Raw genomic sequence first — 18,423 nt, forward strand, 5'->3', positions numbered from 1 at the left:
TACTGATACGTAGTATATGGGGATCAAAATCACACTTTCAAGTGTTCAATTTTTAACCAAACCAGTGATGGAACATCAGCTTAATGTAATCAATGATTTTGCCGAAGAAATTGCCTTCAGGAATTTCCTCCAGCACCACCAGCGGGCGCTGATCGATGGTTTTGCCATCCAGCTGGAAGTTAATGGTACCCACGACCTGATTCTTTTGCAGCGGGGCGTGCAGCTCGGTGGTATTCAGCACGTAGCTGGCTTTCAGATCTTTCATACGACCGCGTGGGATCGTCAGATAGAGATCTTTGTCCACGCCCAGGGAAGCGCGGTCGTTATCGCCAAACCAGACAGGTTCAGAGGCAAATTCTTTACCGGCTTTCAGCGGGTTCACGGTTTCGAAGAAGCGGAAGCCCCAGGTCAGCAGCTTTTTGCTTTCCGTTTCGCGGCCTTTAAACGTACGTCCCCCCATCACGGCAGAGATCAGACGCATCTGGCCTTCAGTGGCGGAGGCCACCAGGTTATAGCCGGCTTTATCGGTGTGGCCAGTTTTGATGCCGTCGACGTTCAGGCTGTTGTCCCACAGCAGGCCGTTACGGTTGGTCTGACGAATGCCGTTGAAGGTGAACTCTTTCTCTTTGTAGATAGAGTACTCGTTTGGCACGTCGCGGATCAGCGCCTGACCGATCAGTGCCATGTCACGCGCGGAGCTGTACTGACCCTCGGCGTCCAGGCCGTGAACGGTCTGGAAGTGGCTGTTTTTCAGGCCCAGGGCGGAGACGTAGCTGTTCATCAGGCCCACAAACGCGTCCTGGCTGCCCGCTGCAAAATCGGCCATGGCCACGCAGGCGTCGTTACCGGACTGCAAGTTGATGCCACGGATAAGCTGAGAGACCGGAACCTGCATGCCTGGCTTCAGGAACATCAGCGATGAACCTTTGAACACCGGGTTGCCGGTTGCCCACGCATCGTTACCGATAGTCACCAGGTCGGTTTCTTTGAATTTGCCTGCTTTCATGGCCTGGCCGATAACATAGCTGGTCATCATTTTGGTCAGGCTGGCCGGATCGCGGCGGGCATCGGCGTTCTGTTCTGCCAGAACTTTGCCGGAGTTGTAATCAATCAGGATGTAGGATTCCGCGTCGATCTGCGGAACGCCAGGGATCATGGTCTTGATGTTCAGGTCGTCCGCGTGAGCTGCGGAGAACGCAGCAGCGCAAAGGGCCGTGGTCAGCGCCATGCGCTGCACAAAACGAGCAGAAAAAGTGGTCTTCATGGTCAGAACTACGACATCCGTGATGGAATTAAAAAAAGTGCCTTACTATAGCAAATGCTATACGGGCAGGCATCCGACTTTCATCATGAGAGTGTTAACGTGCTTTACACAAACTGACATTTCGGATACCACCGAATAATTATTTTGCAACAGCGATAAACGACTGGAGCTGCGCCTCGCTCTGCAAACGCTGTTGCAGGGACGCTGCCTGCGATTTGCTGGCAAATGGACCCATCTGGATACGCCATACCGCACCGTTTTGCTCAACGCGGCCTGGCACGCCAAACTGCTTGCTTAAACGCTGCTGATATTGCTCTGCACGGGTCCGATCGCTGACGGCGCCAACCTGAACCACGTAGCTGCCGCTCGCCGTCGCAGGCGCCGCCGTCTGCGTAGCAGCAGGCGCGGTCACCGGGGCGGGTTGTGTAGCGGGTGCAGCAGCGACGGGCGCAGGCGCTGGGGCAGGTTCATTTGATTCAATCACGCCCGGCGCTAACGTGGTTGGTGCGCCAAGGAAACCACTGCTTTTCACCGGGGCGCCTGTCGCGTCTTCACTTTGCAGCGTATCGTTGCTGATAGCACGCACTTCACCCTGCGGCTGTGCGGGCTCTGCCGGCGTTGAAGCGCCCCCCATACCACCGCTCAGATCCGGGCGAGCGGGCAGGGCATAGGTCTGTTTCGCGACCGTGGTACAGGCCGTGCCCGGGCCAGACAGTGAACCATCCTGCGCCACGATAATCGGGTCGATACGCACTTTAGTATTGTTTGAGGTGTTCAGACGGTCGGCAGCCGCGCGGGACAGGGAGATCACGCGATCGGTGCCGTAAGGACCGCGATCGTTGATACGCACCACGATCATTCGGCCATTCGCCAGGTTAGTGATGCGTGCATAGCTCGGGACAGGCAACGTCGGGTGTGCCGCCGTGATCTGCATCGGATCGAAGGTTTCACCCGACGCGGTCAGATTGCTGCCGGGCTCAGCGTCATAGATGGCAGCAAAGCCAGCCTGGCTGAAACGGGAAGGATCCTGAACGATTTTATAGCTTTTACCGTCGCGCTGATAATCCTGATTCACGCTGGCGTTCAGCGGTTCATAAACGGGATCGGCACCGCTAATCTCAACAATCGGGCCATTACAGACCGCAGGCTGCGGCGGCGCGACGGTTGCCTGTTGCTGACCATCATCACTTGTACAGGCGGCAAGTAAACTTGCTGCGATGCAGATCCCCAGCCACTGCTTACGCATTGCGATCCCCTTATTTTTATACGCTTTTGGACAACATTTTCCTGTGGGTATGGATCGACATGACGATACCAAACCCGGCCATCAACACGATCAGTGCCGAGCCCCCGTAACTCACCAGCGGCAGCGGTACGCCAACAACCGGCAGAATACCACTCACCATACCAATATTTACGAAGACATAAACGAACAAAATCAACATTAATCCGCCTGCCATCACGCGACCAAAGGTGGTTTGCGCGCGCGCGGCAATCCACAAACCTCGCATGATCAGCAGCACGTAGAGTGCAAGCAGCACCAGGATGCCAACCAGCCCTAACTCCTCAGCCAGAACGGCAAAGATAAAGTCGGTGTGGCGTTCCGGTAAAAATTCGAGCTGCGACTGCGTACCGTGCAGCCAGCCTTTACCACGCAGGCCTCCGGAGCCAATCGCAATCTTCGACTGAATAATATGATAGCCTGCGCCCAGCGGATCGGTCTCGGGATCGAGTAGCATCATAACGCGCTGACGCTGGTAATCATGCATCAGGAAGAACCAGAGGATGGGGATAAACGCGGCAACCAGCACCACGGCGATACCAATCAGACGCCAGCTCAGGCCGGACAGGAACAGGACGAACAGGCCGGAGAGGGCGATAAGAATTGAAGTACCGAGGTCCGGCTGTGCGGCCACGAGCAGCGTCGGCAGGAAAATCAGCACCAGCGCAATGGCGGTATTTTTCAACGACGGCGGGCAGACGTCGCGGTTAATAAAGCGCGCCACCATCAGCGGGACGGCGATTTTGGCGATTTCCGACGGCTGGAAGCGGACAATCCCCAGATCCAGCCAGCGTTGCGCCCCTTTCGAGATGGCGCCGAAAGCATCTACTGCCACCAACAAAATGATACAGAAAATATAGAGATAGGGCGCCCAGCCCTCGTACACGCGCGGCGGTATTTGCGCCATCACCACCATAATGACCAGACCCATGGCGATCTGGCCGATTTTACGCTCCATCATGCCGATATCCTGGCCGCTGGCGCTCCAGATAACGAGGGCGCTATAGACCAGCAGAGCCAGCAGGATCAGCAGCATGGCAGGGTCGATGTGGATCTTGTCCCACAGCGATTTTTTATTCGGATTATCCGTCATGATTATTGGTCCTCCGCCGCAGCGGCTGCCGGGTTTTCAGCTGGCAGTTCGGTGTTGTTGTCACCCAGCATGATGTGGTCAAGGATTTGACGCATGATGGTACCCACCGCCGGGCCTGCGCCGCCGTTCTCAAGAATCATCGCCACCGCAACCTGCGGGTTATCATAAGGGGCAAACGCCGTCATGAGCTTGTGGTCACGCAGACGTTCGGCAATTTTATGTGCGTTATAAGTTTCATTCGCTTTCAGACCGAAGACCTGAGCCGTACCTGATTTCGCGGCTACCTTATACGGTGCGCCAGCGAAATATTTGTGCGCCGTCCCGTTAGGGCGGTTGGCTACACCGTACATGCCGTCTTTCGCGATTTCCCAGTAGCCGGAATGAATGTCACCCACCGGCGGCTCGTGCGGCTGTATCCACGGCACTTTTTTGCCGTCTTCAACGGTGCTTTGCAGCAGGTGCGGCACTTTCACAACGCCATCGTTAATGAGGATCATCATCGCCTTGTTCATTTGCAGCGGCGTTGCCGTCCAGTAGCCCTGGCCGATCCCTACCGGAATGGTGTCACCCTGATACCAGGGTTTTTTAAAGCGCTTCAGCTTCCATTCGCGGGTTGGCATGTTGCCGGAACGCTCTTCAGCCAAATCTATACCGGTGTAATGCCCGTAGCCGAATTTGCTCATCCATTCAGACAGACGGTCAATACCCATGTCGTAGGCGACCTGATAGAAGAAGGTATCCGCCGACTCCTCCAGTGATTTGGTCACGTTCAGATGGCCGTGGCCCCATTTTTTCCAGTCGCGGTAGCGTTTCTCAGAGCCAGGCAACTGCCACCAGCCGGGGTCAAACAGACTGGTATTGCGGGTGATGACGCCCGCGCTTAGCGCAGACACGGCGACATACGGTTTAACCGTTGAAGCTGGAGGATAAACCCCCTGCGTCGCGCGATTCACCAGCGGCGTGTTTGGATCGTTGAGCAGGCCGGAGTAATCCTTGCTGGAGATGCCATCCACGAACAGGTTCGGATCGTAGCTTGGCATCGAAACCATTGCCAGAATGCCGCCGGTACGCGGGTCGGTCACAATAACCGCAGCACGGCTACCCGCCAGCAGCGTCTCGATATACTGCTGTAGCTTCAGGTCGAGCGTCAGATAGACGTCATGCCCCGCCTGCGGGGGAACCTCTTTCAGCTGACGGATCACGCGGCCACGGTTGTTAACTTCAACCTCTTCATACCCGGTTTGACCGTGCAGCACATCTTCGTAATAACGTTCGATCCCCAGCTTGCCAATATCATGGGTTGCGGCGTAGTTAGCCAGCTTGCCGTCTTTATCAAGGCGTTCGACGTCTTTATCGTTGATTTTGGAGACGTAACCAATGACGTGCGTCAGCGCGGAGCCGTAAGGATAGTAGCGGCGTTTATAGCCTTTGACTTCCACACCGGGGAAACGGTACTGGTTAACGGCAAAACGGGCGACCTGCACTTCCGTCAGGTTGGTTTTTACCGGAATGGAGGTGAAGCGGTGAGAACGTGCGCGCTCTTTTTTGAACGCAGCGATATCGTCATCAGTCAGGTCGACAACGCTTCTCAGCGCGTTCAGCGTATCCTGCACGTTATCCACTTTCTCGGGCATCATCTCTATCTGGTAGATGGTGCGATTAAGCGCCAGCGGCGTGCCGTTACGATCGTAGATAATGCCGCGGCTGGGCGCGATGGGCACCAGCTTGATACGGTTTTCGTTTGAGCGGGTCTGGTAATCGGTATAGCGGACAATTTGCAGATTATAGAGGTTGGCGATCAGCACGCCGGTAAGCAGCAAAATCCCCGTAAAGGCGACCAGCGCCCGGCGCACAAACAGCGCGGACTCAGCCGTATAGTCGCGAAAAGAATTCTGTAGTTTCATCCGCTGCTTAAATTACCCTGGTCAGTCATTACTCGCGGTGATAAGGGTGGTTGGTAGTGATGCTCCATGCGCGATACAAACTTTCTGCCACGAGAACCCGTACAAGCGGGTGGGGCAGCGTCAGCGCCGAGAGTGACCAACTTTGTTCTGCTGCCGCTTTGCAGGCGGGAGATAACCCCTCTGGTCCGCCAATCAACAGACTGACGTCCCGACCATCCTGCTTCCAGCGCTCCAGTTCGTGCGCCAGCTGCGGCGTATCCCAGGGTTTGCCCGGAATATCGAGGGTCACGATGCGGTTTTTGCCTGCGGCAGCCAGCATCAGTTCTCCCTCTTTATCAAGAATACGTTTGATATCTGCGTTCTTGCCGCGCTTTCCTGCTGGGATCTCCACCAGTTCGAACGGCATATCTTTTGGGAAACGACGCAGATACTCAGTAAAACCGGTTTGTACCCAGTCCGGCATTTTGGTGCCGACGGCGACCAGTTGCAACTTCACGCATTAACCCCAGAGTTTTTCCAGCTCATACAGGCGACGGCTCTCTTCCTGCATGACGTGGACAATCACATCGCCGAGATCGACAACCACCCAGTCAGCGGTCGCTTCACCTTCAACGCCCAGCGGAAGCAGCCCTGCCGCGCGCGATTCCTGAACAACATGGTCAGCAATCGAAACAACGTGACGAGTTGAGGTCCCGGTGCAGATGATCATGCAGTCGGTGATGCTGGATTTACCCTTAACGTCGATAGCGATGATGTCCTGACCTTTCAGGTCATCAATTTTGTCGATAACAAAATCCTGGAGTGCTTTACCCTGCAAGTTTTCCCCCTGGGTGAATGAGATTGTACAACTATGAATTCGTGGTCAGTCAGTATACCTGAACTGACGCCAGTCGCGGGACAAATGTCACCGCCCGGCTTTTGAAGGCGGGTATCATCCCACCCTCCGCCTGATATTGCATCGCCATTTTTGTAAAACAATTTCTGTAAAGCAGCGATCGGCGGGAAAGTCTGGCAGCGGAGGATATCAGTATGGCTTAGCCTGTCAAGGCAGGATAATCATTAACGGACAATTTCGCCGGCGATGCTCAGACATCTGTACTTTTCTGATACAGACCGTGCGCATGGATATAGGCCAGCACGGGCGAGGGGAGGAGATCGTCACAGTCTAAACCCTGCTGGAGACGCTCGCGGATGAGGGTTGCGGAAATATCAAACCACGGCGTTTCAGCGAGGTAAATTTTCCCGGCGGGGAGACTGTGCAGGTCTTCTATATTGTCCGTCAGATGCGCGTCAAGCCACTGCTGATGCTGTGCGTCGCGCATGGTCAGCGGGTAGCCCGGACGGCGGCAGACCAGCAGATGACTGTTTTCCAGAATGGTTTCGTACTGGTACCAGCTGGGAAAGTTGAGCAAGGAATCCTGGCCGATAATAAACGCCAGCGGTTTCATGGGCCCTTGCTCAGCGCGCCACTCCCGCAGCGTTTGCGATGTCCAGGAAGGGGTATCCCTGCGCAGTTCACGCTCATCCAGCGTGAAGAGAGGCTTATCGGCGATAGCCAGCGCGAGCATCGCTTTACGCTGCTCGCTGGTTGCTTCTGGCTGAGGACGGTGCGGCGGAACATTGTTGGGCATGATGATTACCCGCTGCAACCCAATCAAATTCGCGAGGATTTCTACCGGCTTAAGATGCCCATAGTGTACCGGGTCGAAGGTCCCGCCATACATTGCCTGTAAAGAATGCATATCACCCATCGATAAATACGTCTGCCAGCGCCTTATGGCAGAGCAGCAAAGAGAGGCTCTCCAGCTCCGCCCAGACAGACTGGCCGTAATCCTGTTTTAACGTCAGTTCGGCGCGCATCAGAAGTTGTACTGCCTGACGCAACTGCTCCTGGCTCAGGCGGTTTATCGCCTCCGTGGTCATCGCCCGACGGTTTTGCCAGACGCGATGTTTGTCGAATAAGGCGCGCAGGGGCGTGTGTGCTGACTGGCGTTTAAGGTTGTTCAGCAGCAGTAATTCGCGCTGGAGCGTACGGAGCAGGATGACCGGCTCACTCCCTTCCAGGCGCAGCTGTTGCAGGATGTGCAGAGCACGCTTACTTTTCGCCGACAGCAGCGCATCAACCCAGTGGAAGGGGGTAAAGTGCGCGGCATCATTCACCGCCTGTTCCACGCGCGGCAGCGTCAGCTTACCATCGGGCCACAGCAGGGCGAGCCTGTCCAGCGCCTGCGCCAGTGCCAGAAGGTTGCCTTCGTAGCAGTAGCACAGGAGCTGACTGGCGGCCTCATCCAGGTGCAAATTGTGCTGCTTTGCTCGCGCGGCAACCCATTTTGGCAGATGCGCCTGCTCTGGCGTCTGGCAGGTGACCAGCACCGCACTGGGGGCTAGCCGGGTAAACCAGGCCGCGTTTTCCTGCGCTTTTGTGAGTTTGTTGCCGCGTACGATAAGCAGCAGATCGTCGTGTAACAAACTTACCAGCATGGCCAGCTGTTCATTGATAGCAGCGTTAGGTCCATTCTCTGGCAGCAGGATCTGGATTGTCTGACGAGAGGCAAACAGGCTCATGGCCTGACAAAGCGAGAAGATAGCGTTCCAGTCGGTACTGTTATCGATCTGGAACGTATGATGCTCATCGAAACCCTGCGCGGCTGCCGCATGGCGAACCGCATCAAGGCTTTCCTGAAGTAACAGGGGGTCATTGCCGAGTAGCAGATAGGCCGCGCGCAGCCCTTCGTTGAGCTGCGCGCGGAGTTGTTCAGGATACAACCTGATCATCAGTTACCCAGAGACGTTGGCATATCCGGCGTGCTGGCATCCGGTGTTTCGATGACGTCAGCGCCTTTTTTCGTCGACGCGGCAATGGCAGGCAGTCTGCGGATCAGCTGTTCCGCGGCCTTATCGTACATCTCTTTGATGATAATCTGCTGTTCGGCGTCTTTTGCCAGCGCCGTCTGCGGGTTATCGAAGAACGAGCGGTAGACTTTGGTATTGATAGGGTAAATATCTTTACCTGGCATCAAGACGGCCGCATCAACGGTAAGCACCATCTGATATTCCGCCGTCCGCCCATCCTGGAAGATCGAGGCCGTATCTTGTGACAGCGTTGATTTCAGGACGCGAAGCGAAGGAACATCCTGACGCAGGGTTCCCTTCTCGATCAGCTCAACATCGTTCAAACGCAGCTGGTTACGAATGGCCCGGCTCAGCGGTCCGTTCGGATCGGATGAGTCGAAGATCATTGTTTTCATCTGAGCAGGCACTGCCGTGGTGTTGCGCAGGTGCCAGCCGCAGCCAGCGGTGACCAGCACCGCCAGAGATAAGAGTATTGTTGCCAGTTGTCGCACGTTTCCTCCCGCGCTTAGCCAACGACCAGATTCAGCAGTTTACCAGGTACGTAGATCACTTTACGTACGGTAACGCCCTCAAGGTATTTCGCGACCAGATGCTCCTGGCCTGCGCGCTCGCGAACCTGTTCTTCGGTTGCGTCGACCGCGACGGTAATTTTACCGCGCACTTTACCGTTAACCTGCACCACCACCAGCGTGGTGTTTTCCACCATAGCGGATTCATCCGCCACTGGCCACGGCGCGTTGTCGATATCGCCTTCGCCTTTCAGCTCCTGCCACAGGGTGAAGCTAACGTGCGGCGTGAACGGGTTAAGCATGCGAACGACCGCCAGCAGCGCTTCACGCATTAAGGCGCGATCCTGCTCGCCGTCCTGCGGGGCTTTCGCCAGCTTGTTCATCAGTTCCATAATAGCCGCAATTGCGGTATTGAAGGTCTGACGACGACCAATATCATCGGTGACTTTCGCAATGGTTTTATGAACATCACGACGCAGCGCCTGCTGATCTTCGCTCAGTGCAGCCACGTTCAGCGCTGGCGCATCACCCTGAGAGGTGTGCTCGTACACCAGTTTCCAGACGCGTTTCAGGAAGCGGTTTGCCCCTTCAACGCCGGATTCCTGCCATTCCAGCGTCATATCTGCCGGGGAGGCGAACATCATGAACAGACGCACGGTGTCAGCGCCGTAACGCTCAACCATTACCTGCGGGTCGATACCGTTATTTTTCGACTTGGACATCTTGCTCATGCCGGTATACACCAGTTCATGACCTTCGGCGTCTTTCGCCTTCACGATACGGCCTTTCTCGTCGCGCTCCACAATCGCATCAACCGGAGAAACCCAGTTACGCTCGCCGTTCGCGCCAACGTAGTAGAACGCATCTGCCAGCACCATACCCTGACACAGCAGCTGTTTTGCCGGCTCGTCGGAGTTGACGAGGCCTGCGTCACGCATCAGTTTGTGGAAGAAGCGGAAGTAGAGCAGGTGCATGATGGCGTGTTCAATGCCACCGATGTAGATGTCTACCGGCAGCCAGTAGTTTGCTGCATCGGAATCCAGCATGCCTTCTTTGTACTGCGGGCAGGTGTAGCGCGCATAGTACCAGGAGGATTCCATAAAGGTGTCGAAGGTGTCGGTTTCACGCAGCGCTGGCTGACCGTTGACGGTGGTTTTCGCCCACTCAGGATCGGCTTTGATCGGGCTGGTGATGCCGTCCATGACCACGTCTTCCGGCAGGATCACCGGCAGCTGATCTTCCGGCGTTGGCATCACGGTGCCATCTTCCAGAGTCACCATTGGGATTGGCGCACCCCAGTAACGCTGACGGGAAACGCCCCAGTCGCGCAGACGGTAGTTCACTTTACGCTCGCCCACGCCCAGGGAGGCCAGCTTGTCGGCGATGGCGTTGAAGCCTTCTTCGAAGCTAAGGCCGCTGAACTCACCGGAGTTAAACAGGGTGCCTTTTTCAGTCAGCGCTTGCTCAGAGAGATCGGGCTCAGAGCCGTCAGCGGCAAGAATAACAGGCTTGATGGTCAGGCCGTATTTGGTGGCAAATTCGTAGTCGCGCTGGTCGTGACCCGGCACGGCCATCACTGCGCCTGTGCCGTATTCCATCAGTACGAAGTTGGCTGCCCAGACAGGGATCGCTTCGCCCGTCAGCGGGTGAATGGCTTTAAAGCCGGTATCAACGCCTTTTTTCTCCATCGTCGCCATGTCGGCTTCGGCCACTTTAGTATTGCGGCATTCGTCGATGAAGGTCGCCAGTTCCGGATTGTTTTCTGCCGCTTTCTGCGCCAGCGGGTGACCTGCGGCCACGGCCAGGTAGGTCGCGCCCATGAAGGTGTCCGGACGGGTGGTATAGACGGTCAGGGTCTGGTCGTAGTTCTCAACGTTGAAGGTAATTTCCACACCTTCGGAACGGCCGATCCAGTTGCGCTGCATGGTTTTAACGGTATCTGGCCAGTGGTCCAGATTATCCAGATCGTTCAGCAGTTCGTCAGCGTAGGCGGTGATTTTGATAAACCACTGCGGGATCTCTTTACGCTCTACTTTTGTGTCGCAGCGCCAGCAGCAGCCGTCGATAACCTGCTCGTTCGCGAGAACGGTCTGGTCATTCGGGCACCAGTTAACGGCAGAGGTCTTCTTGTACACCAGGCCTTTTTTATACAGCTCGGTGAAGAATTTCTGCTCCCAGCGGTAGTATTCCGGGGTACAGGTTGCCAGCTCGCGGCTCCAGTCATAGCCGAAGCCCAGCATTTTCAGCTGGTTTTTCATGTACGCGATGTTGTCGTACGTCCACGGAGCCGGTGCCGTGTTGTTTTTCACCGCCGCGCCTTCAGCAGGCAGGCCGAACGCATCCCAGCCGATAGGCTGAAGAACGTTTTTGCCCAGCATACGCTGGTAGCGCGCAATCACGTCACCGATGGTGTAGTTACGCACGTGGCCCATGTGTAGTCGACCAGAAGGATAGGGAAGCATCGACAGGCAGTAATACTTCTCTTTGCTCTCGTCTTCGGTTACTTCAAAGGTGCGCTTCTCGTCCCAGTGTTGCTGGACTTTTGATTCTATCTCTTCCGGGCGGTATTGCTCTTGCATGGCAGCCAGTGGTCCTGTGTTCAATACAGCTACAAATGTAGCCAATGGATGTGGTAATTCAGATCCGCATAGCATAGCCCAAACGCCCGCGTCAAAACAGCCTTTCACGCAAATGCACTTTGCAGGAATTTACCGGGTCTGTGCTTCACCTGACAAAGCGGCGGCGAAATAAGGTCTATTATTAGAGACAGTTACTTACCCGGGAGGCAAAATGATGAACAAGGTTGCTCAATTTTACCGTGAACTGGTAGCGACTCTGACGGAACGGCTGCGTAACGGCGAGCGTGATATCGACGCGCTGGTCGAACAGGCACGCGCACGCGTGACGCAAACGGGTGAGTTAACGCGAACCGAAGTGGAAGAGGTGACGCGCGCCGTACGCCGTGACCTGGAGGAGTTCGCGCGAAGCTATGAAGAGAGCCAGGACGAGATCGCCGACAGCGTTTTTATGCGGGTCATCAAAGAGAGCCTGTGGCAGGAGCTGGCGGATATTACCGATAAAACTCAGCTGGAATGGCGTGAGGTGTTTCAGGATTTAAACCACCACGGTGTCTATCACAGCGGCGAAGTAGTGGGGTTGGGGAACCTGGTGTGTGAGAAGTGCCACCACCATATCGCCGTTTATACGCCGGAGGTGCTGTCGCTGTGTCCGAAGTGCGGGCACGACCAGTTCCAGCGTCGGCCGTTTGAGCCGTAGGTAAAAGCAAAACTGTTTGCACCCTCTCCCTGTCGGAGAGGGTCGGGGTGAGGGCATCAGGCCACAGAATAATAAGCCAGCCGCTCCGCCAGCAAATCCACAAACGCTTCCCGATCGATATCCACCATTACCGTGGTATTCGGCTTGTTTCCCGTCAATGAGTAATAGTCCACCACCGTCATTCCCTGGGTATATTTCCCCTGTGTTTCCACACCAACCCAACGCTCGACCGTGGTAAACATTTCCGGCTTCAGCAGCCAGGCGATGGTGCATGGGTCATGCAGCGGGGCGCCGTGGAAGCCCCACTTCTCGGCTTTGTGATACTCCATAAAGAAGTCGAGCAGCTCGGCCACGGTCGTTGCAACCGGGTTGCCCACGGCGCGGAAGCGTTCAATATCGTCTGTCATAATCTGTGCCCGATGCGTCACGTCCAGCCCCGCCATCACAATCGGCAGGCCCGACTGGAAGACGATTTCCGCGGCTTCCGGGTCAACGAAGATGTTGAACTCTGCTGCTGGCGTCCAGTTCCCCAGCCCCATTGCCCCGCCCATGATGACGATACGGGCGATGTTGCTGTGCAGTTCAGGATGGCTGTTCAGCAGCAGCGCAACGTTGGTCTGCGGGCCGGTCGCCACCAGCGTCACGGGCTCTGCGCTCTCACGCAGCACCTTCGCCATGAGCTCGACGGCAGTGCAGTTTTGCGGTGCGAAATTCGGCTCCGGTAGCGCCGGGCCATCCAGCCCACTCTCACCGTGAACATTATCCGCAATGATCAGCTCGCGCATCAGTGGCTTAACGGCGCCACCTGCGACCGGAATATCGGTGCGTTTCAGCAGCGTCAACATCCGCAACACGTTTCGTAAGGTTTTATCCGGCGTCTGGTTCCCGGCGGAGGAGGTGACAGCTTTTACGTCCAGTTCAGGGGAAGCAAGAGCAAGGACGAGTGCGATCGCGTCATCATGACCCGGATCGCAGTCGAGAATAATTGGCTGTGCCATAGCGTTCTCCATTCTCAGCATTATTTGTGACAAGGTTAACGCTGCGATATGACGCCGAATAGAAAAAGAGATCTAAAGCGTGAAGCAGTGCGCAATCCGCAGATTGCGCACTAAAAAGATTAATGCAGGATTTTGGCGAGGAAGTCTTTTGCACGTTCAGATTTAGGATTTGCGAAGAACTCTTCTTTTGGTGAGTCTTCAACAATTTTTCCTTCATCCATGAAGATCACGCGGTTGGCCACTTTACGGGCGAAGCCCATTTCGTGCGTCACCACCATCATGGTCATCCCTTCGTGCGCCAGCTCCACCATGACGTCCAGCACTTCGTTGATCATCTCAGGGTCGAGCGCGGACGTCGGCTCATCAAACAGCATTGCCACCGGATCCATGCACAGCGCACGCGCGATTGCCACACGCTGCTGTTGGCCGCCCGAAAGCTGGGCCGGGAACTTATTCGCATGCGCAGACAGCCCGACGCGTTCCAGCAGCTTCAGCCCCTTTTCGCGCGCCGCTTTTTTGTCGCGCTTCAGCACTTTGACCTGCGCCAGCGTCAGGTTCTCAATGATGGACAGGTGAGGGAACAGCTCAAAATGCTGGAACACCATCCCTACGTGGGAGCGAAGCTGGGCAAGGTTGGTTTTCCTGTCATTTACTTTGGTGCCGTTAACGACAATCTCGCCCTGCTGGACAGGTTCCAGCCCATTAACGGTTTTGATAAGCGTGGACTTACCGGAACCGGACGGGCCGCATACCACTACCACATCGCCTTTTTTTACTTCTGTTGAGCAGTCGGTCAGCACCTGAAAGTGCCCATACCATTTAGAAACATTTTTCAGGGAAATCATTATACCGTCCTTTTCTTCAGCCAGCTGACCAACAGCGATGCGCTTAAACTAATCACAAAATAGACCCCGCCCGCGAAGAGGATCATCTCAACCTGCGTTCCGTCACGTTCGCCAATGGTGGAGGCGGTACGGAAGAAGTCTGCCAGACTCAGCACGTAGACCAGGGAGGTATCCTGGAACAGGACGATGCCCTGCGTCAGCAGCAGCGGAACCATGGCGCGAAACGCCTGCGGCAAAATAATGAGCTTCATGGACTGCCAGTGCGTCATACCGAGCGCCAGCGCAGCGCTGGACTGCCCGCGAGAGATACTCTGAATACCTGCGCGGATGATCTCTGAGTAGTAGGCGGCTTCAAACATGGAAAACGCCACCATGGCAGAGATCAGGCGGATATCGGTCTTTGGCGACAGTCCCAGTACGTTCTGTAAAAAGCCGGGAACAATCAGATAAAACCACAGCAGCACCATGACCAGTGGAATGGAGCGGAATACGTTAACGTAAGCCGTGGCAAACCAGGCGAGCGGCTTAAAGCTCGACAGGCGCATCACTGCCAGCAGGGTGCCCCAGACAATACCGACGATAATGGCGATAACGGTGATCTTTAAGGTGATTGCCAGTCCATCCAGCAGATAGGGCATGGAGGGAACAATGGAACTCCAGTCAAAATCGTACATTTATTTGCCCCCCAGATTGCCCGGCAGGCGTACTTTGCGTTCAACCAGGTTCATCACCAGCATGATGAAAGCGTTAATCAGAACATAGGCGAGCGTGATCGCCGTGAAGGATTCCCAGGCGTGAGCGGAGTAATCCAGCAGTTTGCCCGCCTGTGCCGCCATATCCACCAGACCGATGGTTGAGGCGATAGCCGAGTTTTTTACCAGGTTCATCATCTCGGACGTCATCGGCGGAACGATGACGCGGTAAGCGTTAGGCAGCAGTACGTAACGGTAGGCCTGGGGCAGAGTCAGGCCCATTGCCAGTGCCGCATTCTTTTGCCCGCGCGGCAGTGACTGTATGGCGGCACGTACCTGCTCGCAGACGCGCGCAGCGGTGAACAGCCCCAGACACAGCATAGAGGAGACAAAAAATTGTACGTTAGGATCCAGCTCGGCCTTAAACCACATGCCGAGATCTTCCGGCAGCAGTTCCGGGATCACCAGATACCAGGTAAAGAACTGCACGATCAGCGGAACGTTACGGAACAGTTCCACATAGAGCGTGCCAATCGAAGAGAGAAAACGGTTAGGGACGGTACGCAGAATACCGAACAGCGAACCGACAAGAAACGCGATAATCCACGCCGTTATCGATAACGCAACGGTAACCTGAAAGCCGCTCCACAGCCAGCCGAGATAGGTGGTGTTGCCGAACGGGGCTTGTTGCAGAAAGATGCCCCAGTTCCAGTCAATTGACATAGTAAACTCCAGAAAAAAAAGGGTAGCAGCGCTACCCTCGAAGATTGGTGAGAAGCTCAATTTTTGCGCTGAGTGGGGAACGACCACTCAACGTATAGTCTGTCCATGCTTCCCGACAATCGAGAGGGCAGGAGATCCCGCCCCTGTCGTTCTAATTAGTTAAGAGCTTTGTCGTTTGGTGATTTGAACAGCGCTTTCATGTCGTCAGACAGTTCAAAGTTCATGTTCAGGTTTTTTGGTGGAATTGGGTTCTTGAACCATTTGTCGAACCATTTTGCCGCTTCGCCGGAGGTTTGCGCCTGAGCGATGGTGTCATCGATCAGTTTCTTGAAGTCCTCGTCACCTTTACGCAGCATACAGCCGTAGGCTTCTTTCGACTGGGCGGTACCGACGATTTCCCAGTTGTCTGGTTTCTTCGCTTTCGCGCGTTCGCCCGCCAGCAGGGCGTCATCCATCATAAACGCGACAGCACGGCCGCTTTCCAGGGTACGGAAGGAGTCGCCATGGTCTTTCGCGCTGATGATGCGCATGTCCATTTTCTTCTCGTCGTTCAGCTTGTGCAGCAGCACTTCGGACGTGGTACCGGAGGTCACGACAACCGCTTTGCCTTTCAGGTCAGCAAAATCTTTGATGTCGCCGCCTTTCTTCGTCAGCAGGCGGGTGCCCACAACGAAGATGGTGTCCGAGAAAGCGGCCTGTTTCTGACGCTCAAGGTTGTTGGTGGTTGAGCCACATTCAAAATCAAATGTGCCGTTTTGCAGCAGAGGAATACGGTTTTGTGAAGTGATGGGGATCAGCTTCACTTGCAGGTCAGGTTTGTTCAGCTTTTTCTTCACGGCTTCAACGATGGCGTTGGAGTAATCCTGTGAATAGCCCACGACTTTTTGCGTGTTGTCGTAGTAAGAGAACGGGACAGAAGATTCACGGTGGCCGACCACGATCACGCCGTTTTTGGCAATCTTGTCGAGAGTGCTTCCTGCTGCCGGAGCGTCTTCAGCGTGGACAACCCCCGCAGACATTCCCATAACCAGCATTGCTGTGGCCAGTTTACGTAATTGCATACCCAACTCCTTTCTTATCAGCGCCAGTGACGCATAGATACCCATTGTGATGTTGTTATATCTCGCGCAATGCGAGTGCAGTGTTATGCAAGCTTGTTAACATTTAGTCTGGCTTAATGTAAAGATTTTGCTGCGTTATTGTTTATTTTTGCGAAGCGCGCCGCACCATTCAGAGGCAATAATCCCTCGTTGCACCGTTTCGGTGCTACCGATGATCTACGCTGGTGCGACAAAGTTGCACGTTAAGCCAGACAGCGTTGATATGAATAAACAAAGCAACAGGCGTGCCAGAATTGAAGTTTGGGAGGAAATTGTCGGGTGGGGGCGGCGGAGAGTAGGCCGGGTAAGGCGTAGCCGCCACCCGGCAACAGAAGGTAAGGTTATTTACGACGCTGACGCAGGCTCATCAGTACTGCGCCAAAGCCGAAGAGCAAGGTCAAAATCCACAGCGGCCAGTTCCCGGTGCGCGCGTAAGGCGTAAGCCCGGTAGTTGGCGTGACGTTAGTAGTCAGCACCTCACGGGTAAATTGCGGGATCATGGCCTGGATTTCACCCTGCGGACCAATCACGGCGGTAATGCCGTTATTGGTGCTGCGCAGCAACGGACGTGCCAGCTCCAGAGAACGCATTCGCGCCATCTGGAAGTGCTGCCACGGGCCAATCGATTTACCGAACCACGCATCGTTTGAGATGGTCAGCAGATAGTCGGTGTCCGGGCGGAAATTATCGCGCACCTGCTCGCCGAGGATAATCTCGTAGCAAATGGCGGCCGTCAGGGCAAAACCGTGCGCATGCAGCTGCGGCTGAACGTAAGGGCCCCGGCTGAATGAGGACATCGGCAAATCAAAGAACGGTGCCAGTGGGCGCAGAATAGACTCCAGCGGAACAAATTCGCCAAACGGTACAAGGTGGTTTTTGTTGTAGCGATTGGTGGAGGTATAGCTGTATTCGCTGTCCTTACCGAGCGTAATGATCGTGTTGTACGTGTCATAGCGGTTCTGCTGATTGAGACGCGCATCCACAATTCCGGTGATCAGCGTACTGCCGCGCGCGCGCAGCAGATCATCCATCATCTTCAGGAAGGGCTGCTGATTGATCTCCAGGTCCGGGATCGCAGACTCAGGCCAGATGATGAGCTGCGATTTGCCCATCACCTTTTCAGTGGCGTTGGCGTAGATTTTCAGCGTGTTCAGCAGCTGATTCTCATCCCATTTCAGGGACTGCGGGATATCGCCCTGGACCAGAGAAACCTGCGTGGCGCGCGCGGGCTCCAGCGTAAACCACTGGATATAACGCAGCGGGAAGGGCAGGGCAAACAGGATCAACGCGGCAACCAGCGGCTTCCAGTTACGTGTCACCAGAGCCAGCACCAGAAGGCCGCTGACCGCCATGAGCAGGAAGTTGATCGCCTCCACGCCCATGACCGGGGCCAGGCCTTTCAGCGGGCCGTCTACCTGGCTATAGCCGAACTGCAACCACGGGAAACCGGTCAGTACCCAGCCGCGCAGAAATTCGGTGATTTGCCAGACAACGGGTGCCGCTATCGCCACGCGCAGCCAGGTCTTTTTTGGCCACAGGCGAGACAGGATGCCCGCGAACAGGCCGGTGTAGAGCGAGAGATAGGCGGCGAGCAGCACAACCAGGAAGACGTTAACCGGCCCCGGCATTCCGCCAAATTGCGCGATACTGACGTAGACCCAGTTGATACCAGAGCCGAACAGCCCCAGCCCCCAGAAGTAGCCAATGGCCGCGGCCTGTACCGGACGGCGGTTCAGGGTAAGACCCTGTAGCCCCATCAGGGAGAGAATAGCGGCTGGCCAGATATCGTAAGGAGAAAAAGCCAGCGTACCGCTGGCTCCGAGTAACAGCGCCAGCAGCAAACGGACGCGCTGGCGTTCAAAGAGTGGGGCAAATGCCATTTAC

The 18,423-nt window shown here is 55.6% G+C and carries 17 protein-coding genes; 1 reads left to right on the forward strand and 16 read right to left on the reverse strand.

The genetic code is table 11. The features are described 5' to 3' along the window. Positions 1-52: 52 nt before the first annotated feature. From dacA to leuS, 10 genes are all read right to left on the reverse strand, one after another. A complete protein-coding gene (gene dacA / locus ACOTWU_RS00640; RefSeq protein WP_003858714.1) occupies positions 53-1,264 on the reverse strand; it encodes a D-alanyl-D-alanine carboxypeptidase DacA in 1,212 nt (403 codons plus the stop codon). Between the two features lie 139 nt (positions 1,265-1,403). Continuing rightward, positions 1,404-2,510 carry an endolytic peptidoglycan transglycosylase RlpA gene (gene rlpA / locus ACOTWU_RS00645; protein ID WP_023303295.1) on the reverse strand — a complete coding sequence of 369 codons (1,107 nt, stop codon included), beginning with the start codon at positions 2,508-2,510 and terminating at the stop codon, positions 1,404-1,406. Between the two features lie 16 nt (positions 2,511-2,526). Beyond that, positions 2,527-3,639 carry a peptidoglycan glycosyltransferase MrdB gene (mrdB, locus tag ACOTWU_RS00650; protein ID WP_015571139.1) on the reverse strand — a complete coding sequence of 371 codons (1,113 nt, stop codon included), beginning with the start codon at positions 3,637-3,639 and terminating at the stop codon, positions 2,527-2,529. Between the two features lie 2 nt (positions 3,640-3,641). Beyond that, positions 3,642-5,543, reverse strand: a complete 1,902-nt coding sequence (mrdA, locus tag ACOTWU_RS00655; RefSeq protein ID WP_015571138.1) for a peptidoglycan DD-transpeptidase MrdA — start codon at positions 5,541-5,543, stop codon at positions 3,642-3,644. 28 nt (positions 5,544-5,571) lie between these two features. Next, positions 5,572-6,039 carry a 23S rRNA (pseudouridine(1915)-N(3))-methyltransferase RlmH gene (rlmH, locus tag ACOTWU_RS00660; protein ID WP_003858701.1) on the reverse strand — a complete coding sequence of 156 codons (468 nt, stop codon included), beginning with the start codon at positions 6,037-6,039 and terminating at the stop codon, positions 5,572-5,574. Between the two features lie 3 nt (positions 6,040-6,042). Continuing rightward, positions 6,043-6,360, reverse strand: coding sequence for a ribosome silencing factor (rsfS, locus tag ACOTWU_RS00665; protein WP_003858696.1), 318 nt, complete (start codon positions 6,358-6,360; stop codon positions 6,043-6,045). 268 nt (positions 6,361-6,628) lie between these two features. Continuing rightward, positions 6,629-7,294: a nicotinate-nucleotide adenylyltransferase gene (gene nadD, locus ACOTWU_RS00670; RefSeq protein WP_003858694.1), complete on the reverse strand. Its 666-nt coding sequence runs from the start codon at positions 7,292-7,294 to the stop codon at positions 6,629-6,631. Then, positions 7,287-8,318 carry a DNA polymerase III subunit delta gene (gene holA, locus ACOTWU_RS00675; protein WP_252049323.1) on the reverse strand — a complete coding sequence of 344 codons (1,032 nt, stop codon included), beginning with the start codon at positions 8,316-8,318 and terminating at the stop codon, positions 7,287-7,289. Before holA ends, nadD begins: the two co-directional genes overlap by 8 nt. Next, the gene (gene lptE, locus ACOTWU_RS00680) at positions 8,318-8,887 is read right to left on the reverse strand and encodes an LPS assembly lipoprotein LptE (RefSeq protein WP_006809628.1); all 570 of its coding nucleotides are present in this window, start codon (positions 8,885-8,887) and stop codon (positions 8,318-8,320) included. Before lptE ends, holA begins: the two co-directional genes overlap by 1 nt. Before the next feature lie 14 nt (positions 8,888-8,901). After that, positions 8,902-11,484: a leucine--tRNA ligase gene (gene leuS, locus ACOTWU_RS00685; protein WP_015571136.1), complete on the reverse strand. Its 2,583-nt coding sequence runs from the start codon at positions 11,482-11,484 to the stop codon at positions 8,902-8,904. 214 nt (positions 11,485-11,698) lie between these two features. On the opposite strand from leuS, the gene ACOTWU_RS00690 reads away from it, so the two are divergent. Further along, a complete protein-coding gene (locus tag ACOTWU_RS00690) occupies positions 11,699-12,181 on the forward strand; it encodes a zinc ribbon-containing protein (protein ID WP_003858689.1) in 483 nt (160 codons plus the stop codon). Between the two features lie 56 nt (positions 12,182-12,237). On the opposite strand, the gene rihA is transcribed toward ACOTWU_RS00690, so the two are convergent. The 6 genes from rihA to lnt all read right to left on the reverse strand — a co-directional run bounded on the left by rihA (position 12,238) and on the right by lnt (position 18,419). Continuing rightward, a complete protein-coding gene (gene rihA / locus ACOTWU_RS00695; RefSeq protein ID WP_040117372.1) occupies positions 12,238-13,179 on the reverse strand; it encodes a pyrimidine-specific ribonucleoside hydrolase RihA in 942 nt (313 codons plus the stop codon). Between the two features lie 119 nt (positions 13,180-13,298). Next, entirely contained in the window at positions 13,299-14,024 is a 726-nt protein-coding gene (locus ACOTWU_RS00700; RefSeq protein WP_017382465.1) for an amino acid ABC transporter ATP-binding protein, read from the reverse strand. Next, on the reverse strand, positions 14,024-14,698 hold the full coding sequence (gene gltK / locus ACOTWU_RS00705) for a glutamate/aspartate ABC transporter permease GltK (RefSeq protein WP_003858686.1): 675 nt from the start codon (positions 14,696-14,698) through the stop codon (positions 14,024-14,026). The genes ACOTWU_RS00700 and gltK overlap by 1 nt, the downstream gene beginning before the upstream one ends. Further along, positions 14,699-15,439, reverse strand: a complete 741-nt coding sequence (gltJ, locus tag ACOTWU_RS00710) for a glutamate/aspartate ABC transporter permease GltJ (RefSeq protein ID WP_015571133.1) — start codon at positions 15,437-15,439, stop codon at positions 14,699-14,701. Positions 15,440-15,594: 155 nt separating this feature from the next. Further along, positions 15,595-16,500: an amino acid ABC transporter substrate-binding protein gene (locus tag ACOTWU_RS00715; RefSeq protein ID WP_003858681.1), complete on the reverse strand. Its 906-nt coding sequence runs from the start codon at positions 16,498-16,500 to the stop codon at positions 15,595-15,597. Positions 16,501-16,880: 380 nt separating this feature from the next. Continuing rightward, a complete protein-coding gene (gene lnt / locus ACOTWU_RS00720; RefSeq protein WP_040117373.1) occupies positions 16,881-18,419 on the reverse strand; it encodes an apolipoprotein N-acyltransferase in 1,539 nt (512 codons plus the stop codon). Between the last annotated feature and the right edge of the window lie 4 nt (positions 18,420-18,423).

Origin of the sequence: Enterobacter cloacae complex sp. GYL001, from assembly GCF_049237125.1 — a bacterium.
Lineage (GTDB): Bacteria > Pseudomonadota > Gammaproteobacteria > Enterobacterales > Enterobacteriaceae > Enterobacter > Enterobacter hormaechei_C.